Source organism: Longibacter salinarum, assembly GCF_002554795.1.
Taxonomy (GTDB): Bacteria; Bacteroidota; Rhodothermia; order Rhodothermales; family Salinibacteraceae; genus Longibacter; species Longibacter salinarum.
On sequence record NZ_PDEQ01000009.1, the window covers coordinates 166,128 to 183,847 of the forward strand.

16 protein-coding genes and 1 pseudogene are annotated in these 17,720 nt (G+C 60.2%); 10 read left to right on the plus strand and 7 right to left on the minus strand.

The annotated features are described in order from the left end of the window. Positions 1-77 precede the first annotated feature (77 nt). The 6 genes from CRI94_RS15740 (at position 78) to CRI94_RS15765 (ending at position 5,530) form a co-directional block, all read left to right on the plus strand. Positions 78-875, plus strand: a complete 798-nt coding sequence (locus CRI94_RS15740) for an SDR family NAD(P)-dependent oxidoreductase (protein ID WP_098078131.1) — start codon at positions 78-80, stop codon at positions 873-875. Positions 876-1,006: 131 nt separating this feature from the next. After that, on the plus strand, positions 1,007-1,681 hold the full coding sequence (locus tag CRI94_RS15745; protein ID WP_098078135.1) for a winged helix-turn-helix domain-containing protein: 675 nt from the start codon (positions 1,007-1,009) through the stop codon (positions 1,679-1,681). Beyond that, positions 1,662-3,098 (plus strand): sensor histidine kinase, encoded by a 1,437-nt coding sequence (locus CRI94_RS15750; protein ID WP_098078138.1) that lies wholly within the window; start codon positions 1,662-1,664, stop codon positions 3,096-3,098. Before CRI94_RS15745 ends, CRI94_RS15750 begins: the two co-directional genes overlap by 20 nt. A 253-nt stretch (positions 3,099-3,351) precedes the next feature. Then, positions 3,352-3,765 (plus strand): NirD/YgiW/YdeI family stress tolerance protein, encoded by a 414-nt coding sequence (locus tag CRI94_RS15755; protein WP_098078142.1) that lies wholly within the window; start codon positions 3,352-3,354, stop codon positions 3,763-3,765. 46 nt (positions 3,766-3,811) lie between these two features. After that, complete coding sequence (locus tag CRI94_RS15760) at positions 3,812-4,207, plus strand: NUDIX hydrolase (protein WP_098078148.1); 396 nt, start codon at positions 3,812-3,814, stop codon at positions 4,205-4,207. A gap of 54 nt (positions 4,208-4,261) precedes the next feature. Then, complete coding sequence (locus CRI94_RS15765) at positions 4,262-5,530, plus strand: Na/Pi symporter (RefSeq protein ID WP_098078152.1); 1,269 nt, start codon at positions 4,262-4,264, stop codon at positions 5,528-5,530. 689 nt (positions 5,531-6,219) lie between these two features. On the opposite strand, the gene CRI94_RS15770 is transcribed toward CRI94_RS15765, so the two are convergent. Continuing rightward, positions 6,220-7,110, minus strand: a complete 891-nt coding sequence (locus CRI94_RS15770) for a LysR family transcriptional regulator (protein WP_098078155.1) — start codon at positions 7,108-7,110, stop codon at positions 6,220-6,222. 196 nt (positions 7,111-7,306) lie between these two features. Between CRI94_RS15770 and CRI94_RS15775 the strand changes: the two genes are divergently transcribed. After that, a complete protein-coding gene (locus CRI94_RS15775; RefSeq protein WP_098078158.1) occupies positions 7,307-7,915 on the plus strand; it encodes a MarC family protein in 609 nt (202 codons plus the stop codon). A gap of 259 nt (positions 7,916-8,174) precedes the next feature. Then, positions 8,175-9,155, plus strand: coding sequence for an ROK family protein (locus tag CRI94_RS15780; protein WP_098078162.1), 981 nt, complete (start codon positions 8,175-8,177; stop codon positions 9,153-9,155). Between the two features lie 294 nt (positions 9,156-9,449). Here CRI94_RS15780 and CRI94_RS15785 read toward each other — a convergent pair whose 3' ends face one another. From CRI94_RS15785 to CRI94_RS15805, 5 genes are all read right to left on the minus strand, one after another. Continuing rightward, positions 9,450-10,100: a DsbA family oxidoreductase gene (locus CRI94_RS15785; RefSeq protein WP_098078166.1), complete on the minus strand. Its 651-nt coding sequence runs from the start codon at positions 10,098-10,100 to the stop codon at positions 9,450-9,452. A gap of 391 nt (positions 10,101-10,491) precedes the next feature. Then, positions 10,492-12,765 (minus strand): T9SS type A sorting domain-containing protein, encoded by a 2,274-nt coding sequence (locus tag CRI94_RS15790; RefSeq protein ID WP_098078170.1) that lies wholly within the window; start codon positions 12,763-12,765, stop codon positions 10,492-10,494. Positions 12,766-12,810: 45 nt separating this feature from the next. Beyond that, entirely contained in the window at positions 12,811-13,992 is a 1,182-nt protein-coding gene (locus CRI94_RS15795) for a tail fiber domain-containing protein (RefSeq protein ID WP_098078173.1), read from the minus strand. A gap of 240 nt (positions 13,993-14,232) precedes the next feature. Beyond that, positions 14,233-14,832, minus strand: a complete 600-nt coding sequence (locus CRI94_RS15800; RefSeq protein WP_098078177.1) for a carboxymuconolactone decarboxylase family protein — start codon at positions 14,830-14,832, stop codon at positions 14,233-14,235. A gap of 56 nt (positions 14,833-14,888) precedes the next feature. Further along, entirely contained in the window at positions 14,889-15,464 is a 576-nt protein-coding gene (locus CRI94_RS15805) for a hypothetical protein (protein WP_098078180.1), read from the minus strand. 455 nt (positions 15,465-15,919) lie between these two features. Between CRI94_RS15805 and CRI94_RS15810 the strand changes: the two genes are divergently transcribed. Beyond that, complete coding sequence (locus CRI94_RS15810) at positions 15,920-16,336, plus strand: OsmC family protein (protein WP_098078185.1); 417 nt, start codon at positions 15,920-15,922, stop codon at positions 16,334-16,336. A 472-nt stretch (positions 16,337-16,808) separates the two neighbouring features. Continuing rightward, positions 16,809-17,276 (plus strand): DinB family protein, encoded by a 468-nt coding sequence (locus tag CRI94_RS15815; RefSeq protein WP_098078189.1) that lies wholly within the window; start codon positions 16,809-16,811, stop codon positions 17,274-17,276. Positions 17,277-17,610: 334 nt separating this feature from the next. Here CRI94_RS15815 and CRI94_RS17960 read toward each other — a convergent pair. Continuing rightward, positions 17,611-17,720: pseudogene (locus CRI94_RS17960) on the minus strand (IS5/IS1182 family transposase); the annotation flags it as partial.

Below are 17,720 nucleotides of genomic sequence, written 5' to 3' on the forward strand. Positions count from 1 at the left end.
GCAGAGCCGCTGATTGGACCGAAGGAATCCAACGTCGAAGGAGCGCTCACTTGACACCGTCTAAACCTAGCACCGATATGGATTTGCAGATTGAAGGCAAAACCGCATTCATCTCCGGATCAACCGCCGGAATCGGATGGGCCACGGCTCGACAGCTGGCGGAGGAGGGCGCCACGGTCATTATTAACGGACGCACCGCCGACCGCGTAGATGCTGCCGTCGAACGCATCACGGATGCTGTGGCAGGAGCGACGGTGCGCGGTGTGGCCGCGGACCTTGGCACGGCGGACGGGGTCGAAAAAGTGACGGACGCCGAACCCGATATCGACATCCTGGTGAACAACGTCGGCATCTTCGAACCATCGGACTTTGCAGACACCGACGACGAGGCGTGGATGAAGCATTTCGAGGTGAACGTGATGAGCGGCGTTCGACTCACCCGGCATTACCTTCCCGGAATGAAGAAGCGCGGCTGGGGTCGCGTCGTGTTCGTCTCCAGCGAGTCCGGCGTGCAGATTCCGGAGGAGATGATCCATTACGGTGTGACGAAGACCGCGCAGATCGGTCTCGCACGCGGCATCGCGGAAACAACGAAAGGAGCGGGCAACGTGACCGTCAATAGCGTCCTTCCGGGCCCGACGGCATCGGAGGGTGTCGGCGACTTCGTCGAGCGCCTGGCGGAAGAGCAAGGCTTGACCGCCGAGGAGATCGAGGAGCAGTTCTTCAACGAAGCCCGGCCCACCTCTCTGCTGCAGCGGTTCGAAGAGCCCGAAGAAATCGCGTCAATGATCGCGTACGTCTGCAGCGAAAACGCCTCCGCAACAAACGGTGCGGCCCTCCGCGTGGATGGAGGCGTGGTGCGCTCCGCCTTTTAACCAGATGCCCCATGAGCGACCGAGCCAGGTCGGACTCCCAACGTGCCGTCGTGCGTCCAGCTCCAACAGGAACCTCGTTCGTGCCTGGAAGTGCGTCCGAACCATCCTCGCACCTCACCTCCCCCGTTTTTATGCGCGTTCTCCTGGTAGAAGACGACGATCAGATCGCCCAGTTCGTCCAACAGGGACTGGAGGAAGCCGGTTACGTGGTCGACCGCACGGGAGATGGTGAAGAGGGCTTCCGGATGGGTCTCAACGAAGACTATGATGCCGCCATCGTCGACCTGATGCTGCCGTCGCGCGATGGGTTGAGCCTGATCCAGGGCCTTCGTCAGCGAGGCGATAGTACGCCGGTCCTGATCCTCAGCGCCAAGCGGTCCGTGGATGAGCGCGTGGAAGGATTGCAGGTCGGCGGAGACGACTACCTGACGAAACCGTTCGCCTTCGCCGAACTTCTGGCGCGGGTTCAAGCCCTCGTCCGACGCAACACGGGCTCCGTGGACTCCTCAACTCTCTCTGCCGGCCCCATCGAACTCGACCGCATGTCGCGAACGGTGACACGGGCCGGGGAAGAACTCGACCTCCAACCGCGGGAGTTTTCCCTGCTCGAATACCTCGTCCGCAACCAGGGAAAGGTGGTGTCGAAAACCATGATCCTGGAGCACGTCTGGGACTTCAACTTTACCCCGCAGACGAACGTCGTGGAGGTACTCGTTCACCGTCTGAGAAGCAAGGTCGACGACGGCTTCGAACCCAAACTCATTCACACGGTCCGCGGCTCCGGATATGTTCTCCGCACTCCTTGACCGGCTCTCGGATCGATGGCGCGCCCACACACTGGGCGTGCGACTGGTCGCCGGCTATGCGCTCATCTTCATCGTGAGCGTCGCTGTCCTTGCCGGACTCACGTACGGACTGCTGCTGTTTTTCCTCCAGCAGCCAGATCGCGGCTTCATCGAAGAGCAGGCCGACGAACTCGTTGAGGCGTATCGAGCGGGAGGGGTCCAGCAGCTACGAGTGACTCTGAACGATCGTACCGGGGATGAACGCCAGCAGGAATTGCTCGTCCGACTCGCAGACGCCAGTGGCCGAACGCTTTTCTTGTATAACCCGGACGACTGGCTTCGCGAGGACATCGTCCCTCTAACCCAGCATCCACCCCCGGACAACCGCGACTGGATCCCGCTCGGCGCCGCCCGTGATGGCGACCCACTCGCTGCACTCGCCGTTCGCGTAGCACCGGACCGTGTGCTACAAGTCGGCATTGACGCGGACGTGCGCGCAGATGTGCTGCAGTCGATGCAATCCGCCTTTCTCGCGATCCTTTTGCCCGTCATCCTGATCGCTCTTCTCGGCGGGACGATCCTGGCCTATCGCGCCCTTCGCCCCGTCCGCCGGCTGGTCCAGACCTTCCATACCGTCATCGAAACCGGCGACGTGCAGACGCGCGCCCCGGCCGACGAAGCAGCGGGCGAATTCGCAACGCTCGTCTACCTGTTCAACCAGATGCTGGACCGCATCGAGCGACTCGTCCGCGGAATGCGCGACACGCTCGACAATGTGGCCCACGACCTCCGCACCCCGATGACGCGGCTGCGCGCCCAGGCAGAGCTCTCACTTCAACAGGAGAAGGACCCGGAGGCTCTGCGGGAGGCCCTTGCCGACCTGGTCGACACATCGGATGTCGTGCTCGAAATGCTCGATGGCATCATGGACGTCGCCGAGGCCGAAGCCGACACACTGAGTCTTGCCACCGAATCCGTGGCCGTGCTGGATCTCGTCCGGGACGTGGCGGATGCGTACCAGATGGTCGCGGAAGAAAAAGGCGTTGCGCTCCACGTCGACGTTCCCGCCAACCTCACGGTGCATGTCGATCCGGGCCGGACCCGTCAGATCCTCGCCAACCTTCTCGACAACGCCGTCAAGTACACACCGGAAGGCGGTTCCGTATCGGTGACGGCAGAGCAAACGTCGTTTCCCGAGCGAGCCGAAGCGGCGGCATGCATCACCATCCGCGACACCGGAATCGGCATCCCGGAAAAGGACCTGCCACGAATCTGGGACCGACTGTATCGCGGGGACCGGAGCCGGTCGGAGAAAGGCCTCGGGCTGGGGCTCAGCCTCGTCCGTGCCATAGCTCACGCACACGACGGCCGCGTCACGGTCGACAGCACCCCGGGCGAAGGCTCCACATTTCGCGTCTATCTGCCCGTCGAGTCATGAGGTGGACATCGAATTCGAAATGTGAAGGGCGAAATGCGAAGTGTTTCGGTCCAGGTCCCTCGCTTCACGTCCACACGTTCACACATCCATACTTCCACACCTCGACACCTACCGTGCCTTCCTTACAAATTTGTAAGCTCGCCGTAAGCGAGTGGTAAGGATCAAATGGTATACGGGAGTGAATTATCGGACGAAGCGCGCCACTTGCATCGGCCGCTCCGGCAACACTCCGCTTCTCGCATCCCGAATAGCCATGAAAAACATATCTCTTCGCTCTCACTTCAGCGCAATTACGTCGCTCGTTGGCCTGCTGGTTGCACTTCTCATCCTCCCAGGTTCCGTTCTCGCTCAATACACCGGACCTGGCGCCAGCCCGTCGCCCTCGACTGTCGCGCAGGTTCTTGAAGACCCGCAAGACGATCAGCAGGTGACGCTCCGCGGGACCATCCTCGAACAACTGAGCACCGAAAAGTACATGTTCAGCGACGAGACGGGTCAGATCCGCATTGAGATCGAGAGCGACGACTTTCCCAAACATGAGATTGGAGCCGATACGCGGATCGAAATCTCCGGAGAGGTCGAAAACTCCTTTATGCGCCGACCCGAGATCGATGTCGAAAACATCACGATCTTACCGAAAAACGATCAGAACGGTTCAACCTCGTAGCATGTAACCGCAAGTACGAGATGTCCTTCTGACAATCCCCTACGCCATGTCCATCGAGCAGGTAGGTGCCATTCCATTTCGCCGCGTTGCCGATCGCGTGGAGTTTCTGATTATCACCACGCGGACGAGCGGTCGATGGATTTGCCCAAAGGGAAACATCGAGCCTGAACACGGAAAGCCAGGATCAGCGTGCCTGGAAGCTCTTGAGGAAGCCGGTGTGGAAGGCACACTCGTCCAGCCGGAGCTTGGCACCTACCGGCATAGTGGGGAAACGACCATTCGAATGTGGCTCCTACACGTGGAGCAGATCCACGACGAATGGCCGGAAGATCACGAGCGACAGCGGCAGTGGTTAACCGCCTCGGATGCGCTGTCAACGGTCGACGAACCCGGACTCGCAGAATTGATGGAAACGGCCACTTCTCGCCTCAACAGTGATTAATCGGAACGAGGCTCACGCTCTTGCCCCTCGTTCCTCGACTGCCCGTCTTGTCTTATGAAACCTCTCTCCGAAGCTTCGAAGACCACTCCTTCCCCTCAGGATCAGCTTCTTCGCTTCCTTCTGCTCGCTCTCGTCCTGGTGATGTTCTTCACCAGCCTTGAGCTCATGGGCGACTCGTTCAAGCTGATGGGCGGTGGGTTAGCCGAGTCGCTGCTGAAGATGACGTCGAACCCGTTTGTGGGGCTCTTTATCGGGATTCTGGCGACCTCGCTGGTGCAGTCCTCATCGACGACCACCACGCTCACGGTCTCGCTCGTCGCAGCCGGTGCCCTCGACATCGCCGGCGCTATCCCGATCGTGATGGGCGCTAACATCGGCACGAGCGTCACCAACACGATTGTCTCCCTCGGGTCGGTGACACGCAAGGAGGAGTTTCGGCGGGCGATGGCAGGCGCCACGGTGCAGGACTTTTTCAACTTCCTCGCCGTCGCCGTCCTGTTTCCTCTCGAACTGATGTTTCAGGTCGTCTCGACGCCGGCCGCCTACTTCACGGAGTCGTTGACCAATCTCGGTGGCACACAGCTGCTCAGCCCCGTGAAGCAAATCACCGAACCCATCGCAGGCTTCCTCATCGCCGCGACCGGCGAAAGTGGCATCCTGGTTCTGCTCGCTGGTCTTGGGCTGCTGTTTCTCTCATTGCGGTTCCTCGTCAAACTTCTGAAGAGCCTGGTCCTCGGCCGCTCGGAGCGGATGCTCCATGACTACATCTTCGGCCACCCGGTGGTGTCGATGCTCTTCGGCGTGGGACTCACCTTCCTCGTGCAAAGCTCCTCGATCACCACGTCGCTCACCGTCCCGCTCGTCGGCGCCGGCATCCTCACCGTCACGCAGATCTACCCGTTCGTTCTCGGCGCCAATGTGGGCACCACGATGACGGCGATTCTGGCGGCCCTGGTGCTATCGTCGTCCGGCGCGCCGGGAAGCGTGGAGGCGCTCCAGGGCATTGCAGCTGTGAAAGTCGCGCTGGCCCACCTCTTCTTCAACGTCTACGGCATCGCCCTCTTCCTCCCGATCGACCAGCTCCGACGGATTCCCATCCGACTGGCAGAGAAACTGGGCGACTGGGCGGTTACCAACCGGGCTTACGCCATCGGCTACATCGCCGCCGTGTTCTTCGCGATCCCACTGCTCACGATCCTCTCGACCCGCAACCTTGAGATGTCGTACGATCCGCCGAAACCCGAACGGCTAGAGCAAATGGCCCCGGCGTCCGCGCCCACGTCTGAGGTCGAGGCCGAACGGTTGACGCCGGTGAAAGGGTAGGAGACGATGGTCGATTGTGGATTCCGGGTTGTGGATTGGAGCATTGAGGGAACGCTTCGGCCAGCGACTCAAGCCGAGACGTAATCCAGTCAACTAGTTGCGATCAACGAACGACGGTTCAGCCGTTGATTCGTTGCACGTTAGACCGCTCAGACGTTGTCGATTGGGGATTTAGGGATTTAGAAGCTGTTTGGCGGACTGTCTCGGGCCTGCGACTTCGTGGATCTTGCCCTGTGGAGCTACTTCGCTCGCCAGGTAGTTCCACTACATGACTCGCTTGAGCGCTCCACGCGGGCTTCGCCCACTGTGTCTCGGCTATCGATCCATCCGCCAAACAGCTTCTTAGGATTGTGCACTCCATGCGATCCGTGCTGCTACTCCCAGCGGGATCAATCCTACCGACCTCTAACAACCCGCGACAAACCCCTCCACACTGCGGCGTTGATTCGTTGTGGATTGGAGCATGATCGAACAATCCAGTTGAATCCTACGACCAGATATAATCCAATCAGAACCTATCTTCCGTTGAAGCGCTCTGCGCTTCCTCATTAAAATGCGAGCCCGCTCGTTCCGTGCATTACGGTCGCTGCCGATTTAGACGTAATTATTCAGAATCAGGAATCATTCTCTCCGAGCGCTGTCACCACCGCACCCGACTCCCATCCAATTAACAATTAACGACCCACAATCTACTCCCCAAAAGCGTTCGCCTGCTCCAGCATCTCTAAGAGTCGCGCGACGACCTGCGAGTCATCCTGCTGCCGATAGGCAACGCCCAGGTTCAGCGGGATCTCGGGTTCGGTGATCACGGCGTAGCGGACGCCGGGGCGCTGAATCTGGAGGTTCGAGTGATGAGCGATGGACACGCCCAGTCCCGCCTCCACCAGACCCAGGAAGCTCTCCCCGCCCCGGATCTCTTGAACGATGCGCGGGGCGAATCCCACGTCGTGACACGCCCGAACATACGCGTCGAAAATCCTCGGGGCGACGTCCCGCGCCCACATCACGTGTGGCTCGGCTTCCATTTCGCGAAGAGCAACCGTGTCCCGCCCGGCAAGGCGATGCGTCTCTGGTAGAACGGCGATCATCGGGGCCACGTGGAGGGACCGGACGCGGAGCCCGCGCTCGTCGATCGGTAAGAATAGAAAGCCGACATCCGATTGCTCTTCGCGGAGGGAGCGGATCTGCGTGTGCGTGTCGACCTCCGTAAGATCCATCTTTACGTCTGGAACGGCCTTCCGGAACGACTGGATCAGGTTCGGCAGACCACTCCGCATGGCCGTGGCCTCGTACGTGAGCCGCAGCAACCCCGCGCGCCCGTCGCGAGCGGCACGGGCGATCGACTCCGCCTGACGCGCCTCCCGAAGCACCTCCTCCGCGTAGGGCAGAAACGTCTCGCCTGCCTCCGTCAACGCCACGTGCTGGCGCGAGCGATCCACGAGCTGTACGTCCAGTTCATCTTCCAGCGCCTGGATCTGCTGACTCAGCGTCGACTGCGCGACAAAAACCGATTCCGCCGCCCGTCTAAAATTCAGTTCCCGTGCGAGCGCCGTAAAGTACCGCAGATGACGAAGCTCCATAGATGGTGAGGTGAGAGATGTGGGGTGTGGGGGGTGGGGTGCGAGGTGATCGGTTTAATCGATCACGCGGATCGAAAAACTCCATGAAACGGGATGTGCCGACGCTTCCGTACATACAGAGTAGCAAGCAACACACTCCTATGCACGCTGACAACTTGCTTCGAACACGCATCCCCGAGAATACGACCTACGATCGATGACCCTCCTTTCTGCCGCCCTGCTCCTCTTTTTGGTGATGGATCCATTCGGCAACGTGCCGATTTTTCTGTCCGTACTTCGGTCCGTTGACGAAGACCGGCGGCGGAAAGTTATTGCCCGAGAACTGTTGATCGCCCTCGTCTTTCTCATCGCCTTTCTCTTCGGCGGACGCTACCTGCTGAACGCGATCGGCATCTCAGAGTCCACGCTCACCGTCGCGGGCGGCGTGATCCTTTTCCTGATCGCCCTGCGCATGATTTTCCCCTCGCCCGGCGGTGTATTTGCTGCGGACGCCGAGGAAGCTGAAGATGCCGCGGGCGAACCGCTTCTCGTCCCGCTCGCCGTACCGCTCATCGCCGGTCCCTCCGCGATGGCGTCCGTCTTGTTCATTATGAGCAGCAACCCGGCGCGCTGGCTGGAGTGGCTGTCCGCTCTCGGACTGGCATGGGGCGCGACCGGCGCCGTGCTCCTTCTCGCGCCGAACCTCGCCCGCCTCATGGGCCATCGCGGCCTCATCGCAACCGAGCGCCTCATGGGCATGGTTCTGACCGCGATCGCATCAAAGATGGTTCTGACCGGCATCGCAGAATTTTTCGGTCTATCCTGACCCCAACGGCACTCCGCGAAACGAACCGATAGCTTTTCCGACGGCCCGCCTCCTCAACGGAGCGCGGGTCGTTTTGCTATCAACGCTCGACCCCCGGTCGCCTGCTCATCTCGCTCACGGCGGCGTTTTCCACTCGTGCTGACGCTAGGAGAACGAGCGATCTGCAACCATCTTTTTCCGCGTTTGCCATCCTCGCGGCTAAGCGCTTCTTTCCTTGACTACGTACCCTTCTTCCTTGATCTAGCGTCCCGACCCCAGCATGCCTGATCCCCTGATCATCGGCGTCGACCTCGGTGCAACCAACATCGAGTCGGCCGCTGTTCGCGGAGGTGACATCCTCGCCTCGGATAAGAAAAAAACGCGACCTGAGAAAGGTGTTGACGCGGTCATCGAGCGCATTGCCAAGACGGTGCGCAACACGATCGATGACATGGATGCGAGCAAAGACGATTTCGAGGCACTCTGCATCGGTGCCCCAGGGGCCGTCGACATTGAGGCAGGCGTCATCAAGTCGGCCCCTAACCTGGGCTGGACGAACGTCCCACTCGGGGACCTGCTGGAAGAGGAGCTCGAGATGCCCGTCCTCGTCGACAACGACGTCAACATCGGCGTGCTCGGTGAGCACGTCTACGGTGCCGGTAAGGGCACGCTCGACATGATCGGTATTTTCGTCGGGACGGGCATCGGCGGTGGACTCGTGCTGAACGGCACCCCGCATTATGGATGGCGCGGCGTCGCGGGCGAGGTCGGCCACGTCGTCGTGAAGCCAAACGGACGCCAGTGCGGATGTGGACGCTATGGCTGCGTCGAGGCCTACGCGAGCAAGACGGCGATGGAGGCAATCATCCGCGAGGAGATGGAGAAAGGCCGCTCGACGGAGGTCTTCGAGATCATGGAGAAGAAGGGCAAGCAGAAGCTCACCAGCAGCGTCATTGAGGCCTCGCTGGAAGCGGGCGACCTGCTGATGGAGGAAGCCATCCAGAACGCGCAATACTACCTTGGACTCCTAACGGCCAACCTCGTCAACGTGCTGGACCCGGAGGTCGTCGTCTTCGGCGGAGGCGTCGTGGAGCGCCTCGGTCAGGACTTCATCGACCCCATCGGACGAACGGCCCGGCAGCACTACCTGCAGCGCGAGGGGGCGGAGAAAATCCGCCTCGTCCCGGCCGCCCTTGGCGACGATGCCGGCCCCATCGGCGCGGGCGTCGTCGCACGCCGCCGCCTGCAGTCCGCGATATAGGGATGGGACTGGGGATTGTAGATGGTGAATTGTGGATTGGAGAAAATACGGTCGTATGGAGGTACCCCGTGGCCAAAGCGCCCACGTCAAGGAAACCGAGACCCGATCGGGCAAACACGGTGACACAAGCCGCGGACCATCCCGAAACCGCCGGCATGATGCAGCACTCCCACTCCCCTCTCACCCGCTCACACTCTCCCTCTCGCCCGCCCGCAGCACCCCGATCAGGACCGGCGGTTATCCCGGTGCCGAGCGAAACGCATCGCCCATCCCCCGCACCTCACATCTCGTACCTCATCCCCCAGTTGCCGTATCCAGCGCTCGGACGAACGCCTCCACCGGCTGGGCCCCCGACACCGCATACCGTTCGTCGAACACGTGAAACGGAACTCCCGTGACGCCGCGCTGGCGAGCCAGATCTTGTGCACGGACGACCTCCTGCTTCCAGTCTTCGCTCTGTAGCATCTCCCGAGCCGCATCCGGATCGAGTCCGGCGTCGGCGGCACACCGAGCGAGCACGTTGCGATCACTCACGTTCTTGCCATCGGCGAAGTAGGCTGCGTAGAGCCGCTCCGACATTTCCACGCCAGCACTCTGCCCTTCGGCCCAAAGCACGAGCCGGTGGGCATCTGCCGTGTTCGGCGCAACCTCCATCGAGTCGAAGTTGAAGACGAGTCCGTCCTCCGAGCCGACGGCCTTCACGCGCTCGAACATCTGCTGCGCCTTGTCCCAGCCCCCGAATTTCTCCTGGGCAAACTCCCGCCACGGTCGCCCTTCCGCCGGCATCCCCGGCTGCAACTGAAACGGTCGCCAGCGCAACACGACGTCGAGCTCCGGTCGCTTTTCTAACGCCTGCTCCAGTCGTTGATGTCCGATGTAGCACCAGGGGCACGCGATATCGGCGTGAACGTCAATGATCAGGGGCGGGGTCGCGTCGTCGGCCATGAAGGCAAAAAACGGTTTGGATGGGTGGGCTCACACGCCTACGGGTCGAAGCGGAATGCGCTCCCGAAGGTGAGGTTCGGCAGATACGGAAAGGGAAAGCGGGGAAAGAGAGAGCGGGAGAAAGGGAGAGGACGAGGAAAGTGTTTGCCCTCAAGCGACGAATCACGGAAACAACCCAGGCTGCTTGGCAGGAATGGATGGCGAGCGTCAGGTTGGGTCATGCCGGAAGAATCCACGGACGTTGCGAGGCGGACACTGAGCTGCCGCAAGGTGCAGTACGGATCTCGCTGAATCGGCCGCATCAATTGAAAAGCGCCACCCGGCGAGACCCCGTTTGGGTTCACCCGGCGGCGCTATCTTTATTTCCGCAGAGTAGAAAAGACGACACTCGCTACCGCACGACCGTCAACTTCTGCGTGCGCACCTGCCCGCCTGCCTCCAGACGAAGGAAGTACATTCCGGAGGCGAGTCCATCGAGACGCATCCGCACCTCGTTTCGTCCGCGGGCCGAGCCAATGCGAACATCGCGCACCTGTCGGCCGAGCACGTCGTAGAGCATGAGCCGAACGTCCGTGGAGCGGTCGACCGATTCTGGAACGGCATACTGAACTGTGGTCGCTGTCCGCGCCGGGTTCGGGAATGTCGCCAGCAGCTCCAGTCGCGTCACGCCGGAGCGATCGATCCGGATCTCGTCAGACAGGCTGCTTGCGCCATCCACGTCGACCTGCTGCAGGCGATACACCACCTCGTCCGCTACGTACGGCAGGTCCCGGTCGAGGAAGCGGTAGTCCTGCGCTTCTGTGGTCGTACCGGCACCGCTCACCGTCCCGACGGTCTGCCAGGTCCCGCTTTGCTTCGCTGCATCTCCGGCTCGACGCTGCACCTCGAAGCGATCGTTGTTCGTCTCGCTCAGCGTCTGCCAGGAAAGCTCAATGCCGTCGCCAGATGGGGCCGCCGTGAAGGAGGCAAGATCGACCGGCAGCGGCTCACCGAGTTTCAGGATTTGCCCGAAGATCTCGTGCTCGCCCTCGACCAGCGTGCTTCCGCTCGTGTCGCCACTCCAGACCACGAGGTACGAATTCGACGGACCGGCGGCAATCGCTGTCGTCACTGCGCCGTAGTTGGACGTTCCATCACTGAGAGACGTGATGAGCGCATCATCGTCGCCGCCCTCATCGCCCTTCGCCAGATCGGCGTAGACGCGCTGCAGATGGACCTCGAAGCTGTTGTCCACACTGTCGTCTCCACGCCAAGCGACGACGTACTCACGTCCCGAAATGCCCGCGATCGCCGGTGCGAAACCGGAGAAGGCGACATCTCCGCTCGGCCCCATCGTCGACAGGCGGAGGTCGTCGGTACCCTTTTCGGAAGCGGTGGCAAGGTCGAGTCGCTGACCGTACACGTCGAATGCACCCGATCCGTCCGCAGCGTTGCTGCTCCATGAAACGAACGCTTCGCCGACAGACGAATCCATCACAATGGTCGGACGCTCAGCATCAATCGATGCGTCACCATCCGCTCCGGCCGCGCTAATCCTCTGGCCGTCGGTTCCGATGAGCGTGCCATTGCTTTCCAAACGACGAAGGAAGATCTCGTTTTCCCCGGCGACGAGGCCCGTCTGATCGTCGCTCCCGCTCCAAACGATCCAGAACTCATTTGCCGAAGAGTTGAACGCCACGGCCGGGTGCGTAGCGCGCCAGGCGGAATCTCCGCTCGGCCCAGCATCGCTGATCTGCAGAACGGTGGATCCATTCGGTTGGCCCGCAACATTGAGACCGCGGCCATACACTTCCATATCTCCATCTGGATTCGCGTGCCACGTGACAAAGTACGCTCCGGTGTTCGTATCGACGGCCACGGCCGGGGATTGCGCATCCACCGTCGCGTCACCATCCGCGCCGACATTTGTCAGACGCTCCTGCGCACTGATCGACAGATCCGACGCGTTCAATCGGCGTCCAAAAATCTCGAACTCGCCGGCGGTGGCACTCCCTTGCCAGGTGACGAAATAGTCCTCCTCAACGGGGTTGAAGACAACGGTCGGATGGAGAGCGGCGAACGTTTCGTCGCCATCCGTACCCATCGAACTGATCCGGACGGGCGAGCCGATCGGCTGTGCCGTCGTGGCATCGACGCGCAGGCCGTAAATTTCTGTTTCGCCAGGTGCCAACGAACCGGCGTCATCGGTGCCCGCCCAGACGACGACGTATTCCGACGCCGTCGAGTTGTACGCTACCGCCGGGTGGAAGGCGTCATAATTCGCGTCCCCATCCGGGCCCACGTTCGTGATGCGAACGGTACTGGCGCTGACAGCCTTCGGGACCCCGAGTGGGCGTACCCGTGAAGGTGTTGCCTCGGTCGAGGAATTGCGTCCGTTGTTTAGCTCCGTAGGGACGGCTGAGGTCTTGACGCCCGAGGCCCCGGAGGGCTGTGCGTCAGGATTCCGGCCATTATTTAATACGGTTGTCGACGTGCGCTTCTTGGTCGGAGTGGCCGTTGTCCCCGAGCGCCCGTTGTCGAATGGGGGCGGAGTCTCCTGAACCGTCGTTGAAGGGATGACCGCCGAATCGGGGGCATCCGTATCGGGAACAGGCGCCGATTCGGATTGCGCCGCAGCTGAAAATGTCAGCGTAGCGGAGAGTAAAAGAAGAGATAAGAATCTCATAGCGATAGAGGGGCAATAGCGGAAGAGAGCGAGCGGCAGAGATCCTTACTTTGCGTCCCCCTGCGCTTTCACATCCGCATTCTCCCCCATCTGCTGCTCCACGAGACGCTCCAGGCGGGCGATGCGGTCGCTCAGTTCTTGATTCTCCGCTTTCAGCTCCTGCACCTGATTCTCGGTCGAAGCCGCTTCGCTCTCGAGCGATTCCACGCGTTTCAGCAACTCCTGAATGGCGGCCAACGCCACACCGTTCACGTCCAGCGGAGCAAGGTGCTCTTCATCCACACCGAGCCCGAACGCAGCATAAAAGGTCTGAGCCATCGGACCCATGTGGCGGATGCCATCCTCATCAGTACGGTAGTTCCAGGTCTCGACAGGAAGTGATTTCAGCGTCTCCAATACCTCCGCGGTGTTCACCGTCTCCCGGTTTTCCTTGAGGTGCATGCTCGACGCTTCCGTCAGTACGCCCGAGATCGTCAGGTTTCCGTTTTCATCGAGCGCAAGGGCGTCCGTTCCGCTCGACGTATTCTCGACCCGCAAACCGGGGGTGTCCGACTGCAGGTGGAGCGTCGTCGTTGGGCTGGTCGTGCCAATTCCAATGCTGTTATCGGAAACCGTCAGCGACCCGTTGCTCGCGCCGGGATAGATACGAAACGGAATAATTTCTTGGCCAACACTCGCCCCTCCGGTCACGTCTCGGACGAAAAAGTTCGTTTCGTTGCCCGCCACGTCCCACGCATAATTACCGAATCCCTCCGTCCCATCCTGCTCCATCCGGATCCCCGGTGAGTCGCCGTGAAAGAGGTGCAGTTCGATCTGAGGGTCTGCGATACCGACACCAACATACCCTCCACCGCTACCCGAATTGTCGGTGTCGCTAACCACAAGAGCATTATCCTGCGAGGCCGCCTCAATAACAAACGCCTGATAATCGTTCGTCACATCGTCGAATGCGAACAGATTCGCCCCTCCATTTTCTGATTCATTCGCTCTAATCTGCCAGTCATTCGACGGAAAAGAACCAGAGTTGCTCGTGTCCTCAAAGAAGAGCCGGAGGTTGTTCTCCTTCATATAGATCGTCTTGAAGTCGAACGTCTCCGTGGCCTGGCAATCGAAGCCTACACAGAGGCTTCCCTGGATGCTCTCATCCGCCTGAGCGCGAGCATCATTGGGCACCGACAGAATGAAAAGTGCAGCGAGTAATAGGACGGAGATGTATCGACAGGACATATTCGGAGCCCGTTTGGCGAGGAGAGAGACAAGTAATGATAGTAACGATATCATCCAAAAGATGCCCCCGCATGCGCTTTTGGAGTACAGACCAGGTCTTCACGATATCTAAACAATAAAAATAATGCCTCAAGAAGACTCACGACCGGATAGACGATCACGAAAAACGCCGGGCCGCCCCCTTCCGAGCTACCCGGCGCATCGTGCCGTCCATCACAAAAAGATCGGTCCGGTCCTGCGTTATCGGTACGTCGTTTTCGGTGCCTCGCCTTCTCCTTGCCATTTCATTTTTCCAACCACCGGCCACATCTCCTGGATATTGGGCGCCTGCGTGATCGGCTCATCGACCTCCGTGCGCGCCACGTGGTTGACGTAGTTGCTGAAGATTTTTAGTCCGATGAGGACGTTGATCTCGTACAGATCCGTGCGGCTCACGGAGCGACGGTCGAGCGTTTCGATGTCCTCGCGGTCGAGCCACCCACGCTTGTCGAGCAGGATGCGTGTGGCCTGGACGAGAGCGCGGAGTCGCGGCTCCTCCGGCAGCCCACCGCGGTGGATCGCCTCAATGGCGTCGTTCGAAAGCCCCGCCTCCGACCCGAGAAAGGCGTGCGTCCGGGCGCAGTAGTGACAATCGTTGTAGCGAGAAATCGCCAGGATGACGGCTTCGCGCTCATGCGGCGCCAGTTCTCCATCCTCAATCGCGTTCATCGTCGCAATGTAGGTCTCGGCAGCAGCCGGACTGTGCTCGTTGAGGACGCGGATCTGGTTTGGAATGAACGGATACTTTTCTCGGGCCATCTCACGGACCCGTTCTTGATGTTCGGCAAACGATTCTGGCATGACGGTACGGTATCGGCGTATTCGAAAGGAGGCAGGGAGAGCGAGCCGGGCAGCGATCACCCGATGAAGAGCCGCTGGCGACGGATGTCGGCTGGCTTGTCTGGAACGGCAGACAGCTGGGCCTCCGTGGACTTCAACGCATCGTCGACCTCGACGCCGGAGATATGATGGGTGAACGCGGTGAACGCTTTCATTCCAATCAGAGCAAAAATCTCGAAGAGCTTCCCCCGACTCACGCCGCGCGACTGAAACTGTGTCAGCGCCTCCTTATCCAGCCATCCGCGCTGCTCGCAGGATGCACGGCTCGCTTCGACGAGCGCACGGAGCGGGTCTTCCTGTGGCAGCTCACCGCGCAGGAGTCGATCCACGGCCGTTGGTGGCAGACCGGCGTCGAGCGCAAGTCGAGCGTGAACCACCGCATCGTACCGGCTTCCATGATACCGGGCAAGATCAAGCATGATGGCCTGCTGCTCCACGGGGTTCAAAAGCCCACGCATGAGGGCTTCATCGGCGGCCATGTACACCGCGCCGGGCATTCCCGTGTGATCGGATAGAGCAGCGAAAAGGTTGGGGACAACACCGTACGTCTCGCGTGCGCGACGCTCGACCTCGGAAGCAAGAGTTGTAGGCATAATCAATCAGGAGGCAAAATACAGCAGGGGAAACGAGAAGGATCTCGCCGAAACAAGCAACCGAGAGCAACTCGGCCGCAGTACATGCTCCTTCCTCACAAAGCAGCATTTTCGGCTCCATGGACAATAGGCCATGTCGCCGTCGAGATGCATGTCAGAAGGTGTTCACTCTATGCTCACTTTCCCGGCGTAAAGCAATCGTTACACGAACGGACACGTTGGGTTGACCGAATATCCGGGAGTCAAGCAATCATCTCATCTATCGACTGACCCGATGTGACGTTGCATGCGGCTGGTAACGTTCTTGAGAGCGGTTGCCACCAGCGGCGGGAAGGCCAACCGGGGATTTCCAGTGCATTGTTGACCCTCACGCCCTCGCATCGGTCAACAGATCCCGTCGGCAACCGTACGCATCATCGAATCCTCGGTCCTTTGCCCTCAACCCAAAGCGCTCTATGGTCCACATTGATGTTTCGTACGAAGGTCAGCTCCGTTGCCGCGCTACGCATGAGCCCTCCGGTAACCAGCTTCACACCGATGCGCCCGTCGACAATCACGGACGCGGTGAGACGTTTTCTCCGACCGACCTCGTCGCGACCGGACTCGGCACGTGCATCGTGACGATCATGGGGATCTACGCCAACAAGCATGACCTGGACCTCGGCGAAATGACCGTGAGCATCGACAAAGAGATGGACGGCCCGCCCCGGCATATTTCGAAGCTGACCGTCACCGTCGATGTACCCCACGCGTTCGATGAGAAAACCGAACGCGCTCTCCGTAACGCTGCCGAAGGCTGCCCCGTCGCCAAGAGCCTTGGCCCCAACACCGAAATCGATCTCACCATTCGCTTCGGGCAGCCCGTTTCGTAGCGTTAGAACGTTGGGTCGTTGAGGCGTTTGGGATTGTGAATCGTGGATTGTCAATTGTGAATTGGATTGTGTTCAGACATGGTCGCGCTCGGGCATTGAATCACCCTTGCGTTGGACGTTGGTACGTTGGGAACGTGTTTGGCGGATGGATCGCGGAAACGTACGCATGACCGTTCATTTCTATCGGAGGCCTGTCAGTGATCCTTTCGCGATGACGCCGCAGACACCGGTGCGCGAGAACAGCTAATCCTAGTGCTACGAGCGTCGGTAGGACCGACCATCGGGAGGTCCGTACCTTTGGATCGGCGAAGGCGGTCCACCAAACCGGTTCTGGATCGTTCAAGCGTTTCGCGTTGCAGCGCCACCAGCCCAACGCCCAAAAACACATCTATACACCCACACTTCCACACTTTCACACTTTCACACTTTCACACTTCCACACTTCCACACTTCCACACTTCCACACCTAAAGATGTCCCAGACTTTCAGCGACGGATTTCAATACGACCGGTGGGCGGACCGCCAATGGTGTGAGCGATTGCGTGAGCTGCCCTCGCTCCCGAACGCGACCTCGCTGCTCGCCCATCTCGGCGCTACAAAACAGGTCTGGCTCGGACGTCTGCAGGGAGAAGACACCAGCGGCCTTGCCATCTGGCCCGACGACTCGCTCGACGGCGCCGTCGACCGCGTAGAAACAGCCGGAACCGCGATGCAGAAATACGTCGCCGCCCTCACGCCAGCGGATCTCGGCCGCGATGCTCGCTACCAGAACAGCTCCGGCGTCACCTTCGACACCCCCGTGCGCGACATTTTGATGCACGTCCTCACCCACGGCCACTACCACCGCGGGCAAATCGCCCAGCACGTCCGCGCCGCCGGCCACGACCCGGTCTGGACCGACTACATCGCCTTCTCCCGCCAGGAGAAAAAGATTCGTTAGGACGTTAAGCTTTTAGAATTGTGAATCGTTGATTGTGGGTTGGATTCTATTCACGCATAGTCGCGCTGAGCCGTTGAATCGTTGGACGTTAGGACGATGGTACGGTGGCACCCTGTTTGACGGATGGGTCGAGAAAAAGTAAGCGCGATCCTTCATTTCTATTAGCAGGATTGATGGCGGTCCCTTGGCACATACAAAGTAGACGCGGATCCGAGAAATCAACAACGCCTCGTGGTGCGAGCATCCCGAGGACCGACCGCCGGGAAGTCGGTTTCGTTGCACACGCAGCTGTCCGCAAAACAGGCTTTCACACTTTCAGAAGCTGTTTGGCGGATTAGGTAACGCGGCGGATCATGAGTCTAATCATGGCCACTCGGACCATGGCTTCTGACATTTCAGGAAGACGTTCATAGTCTCGAATGAGGCGACGATAGCCGCCAAACC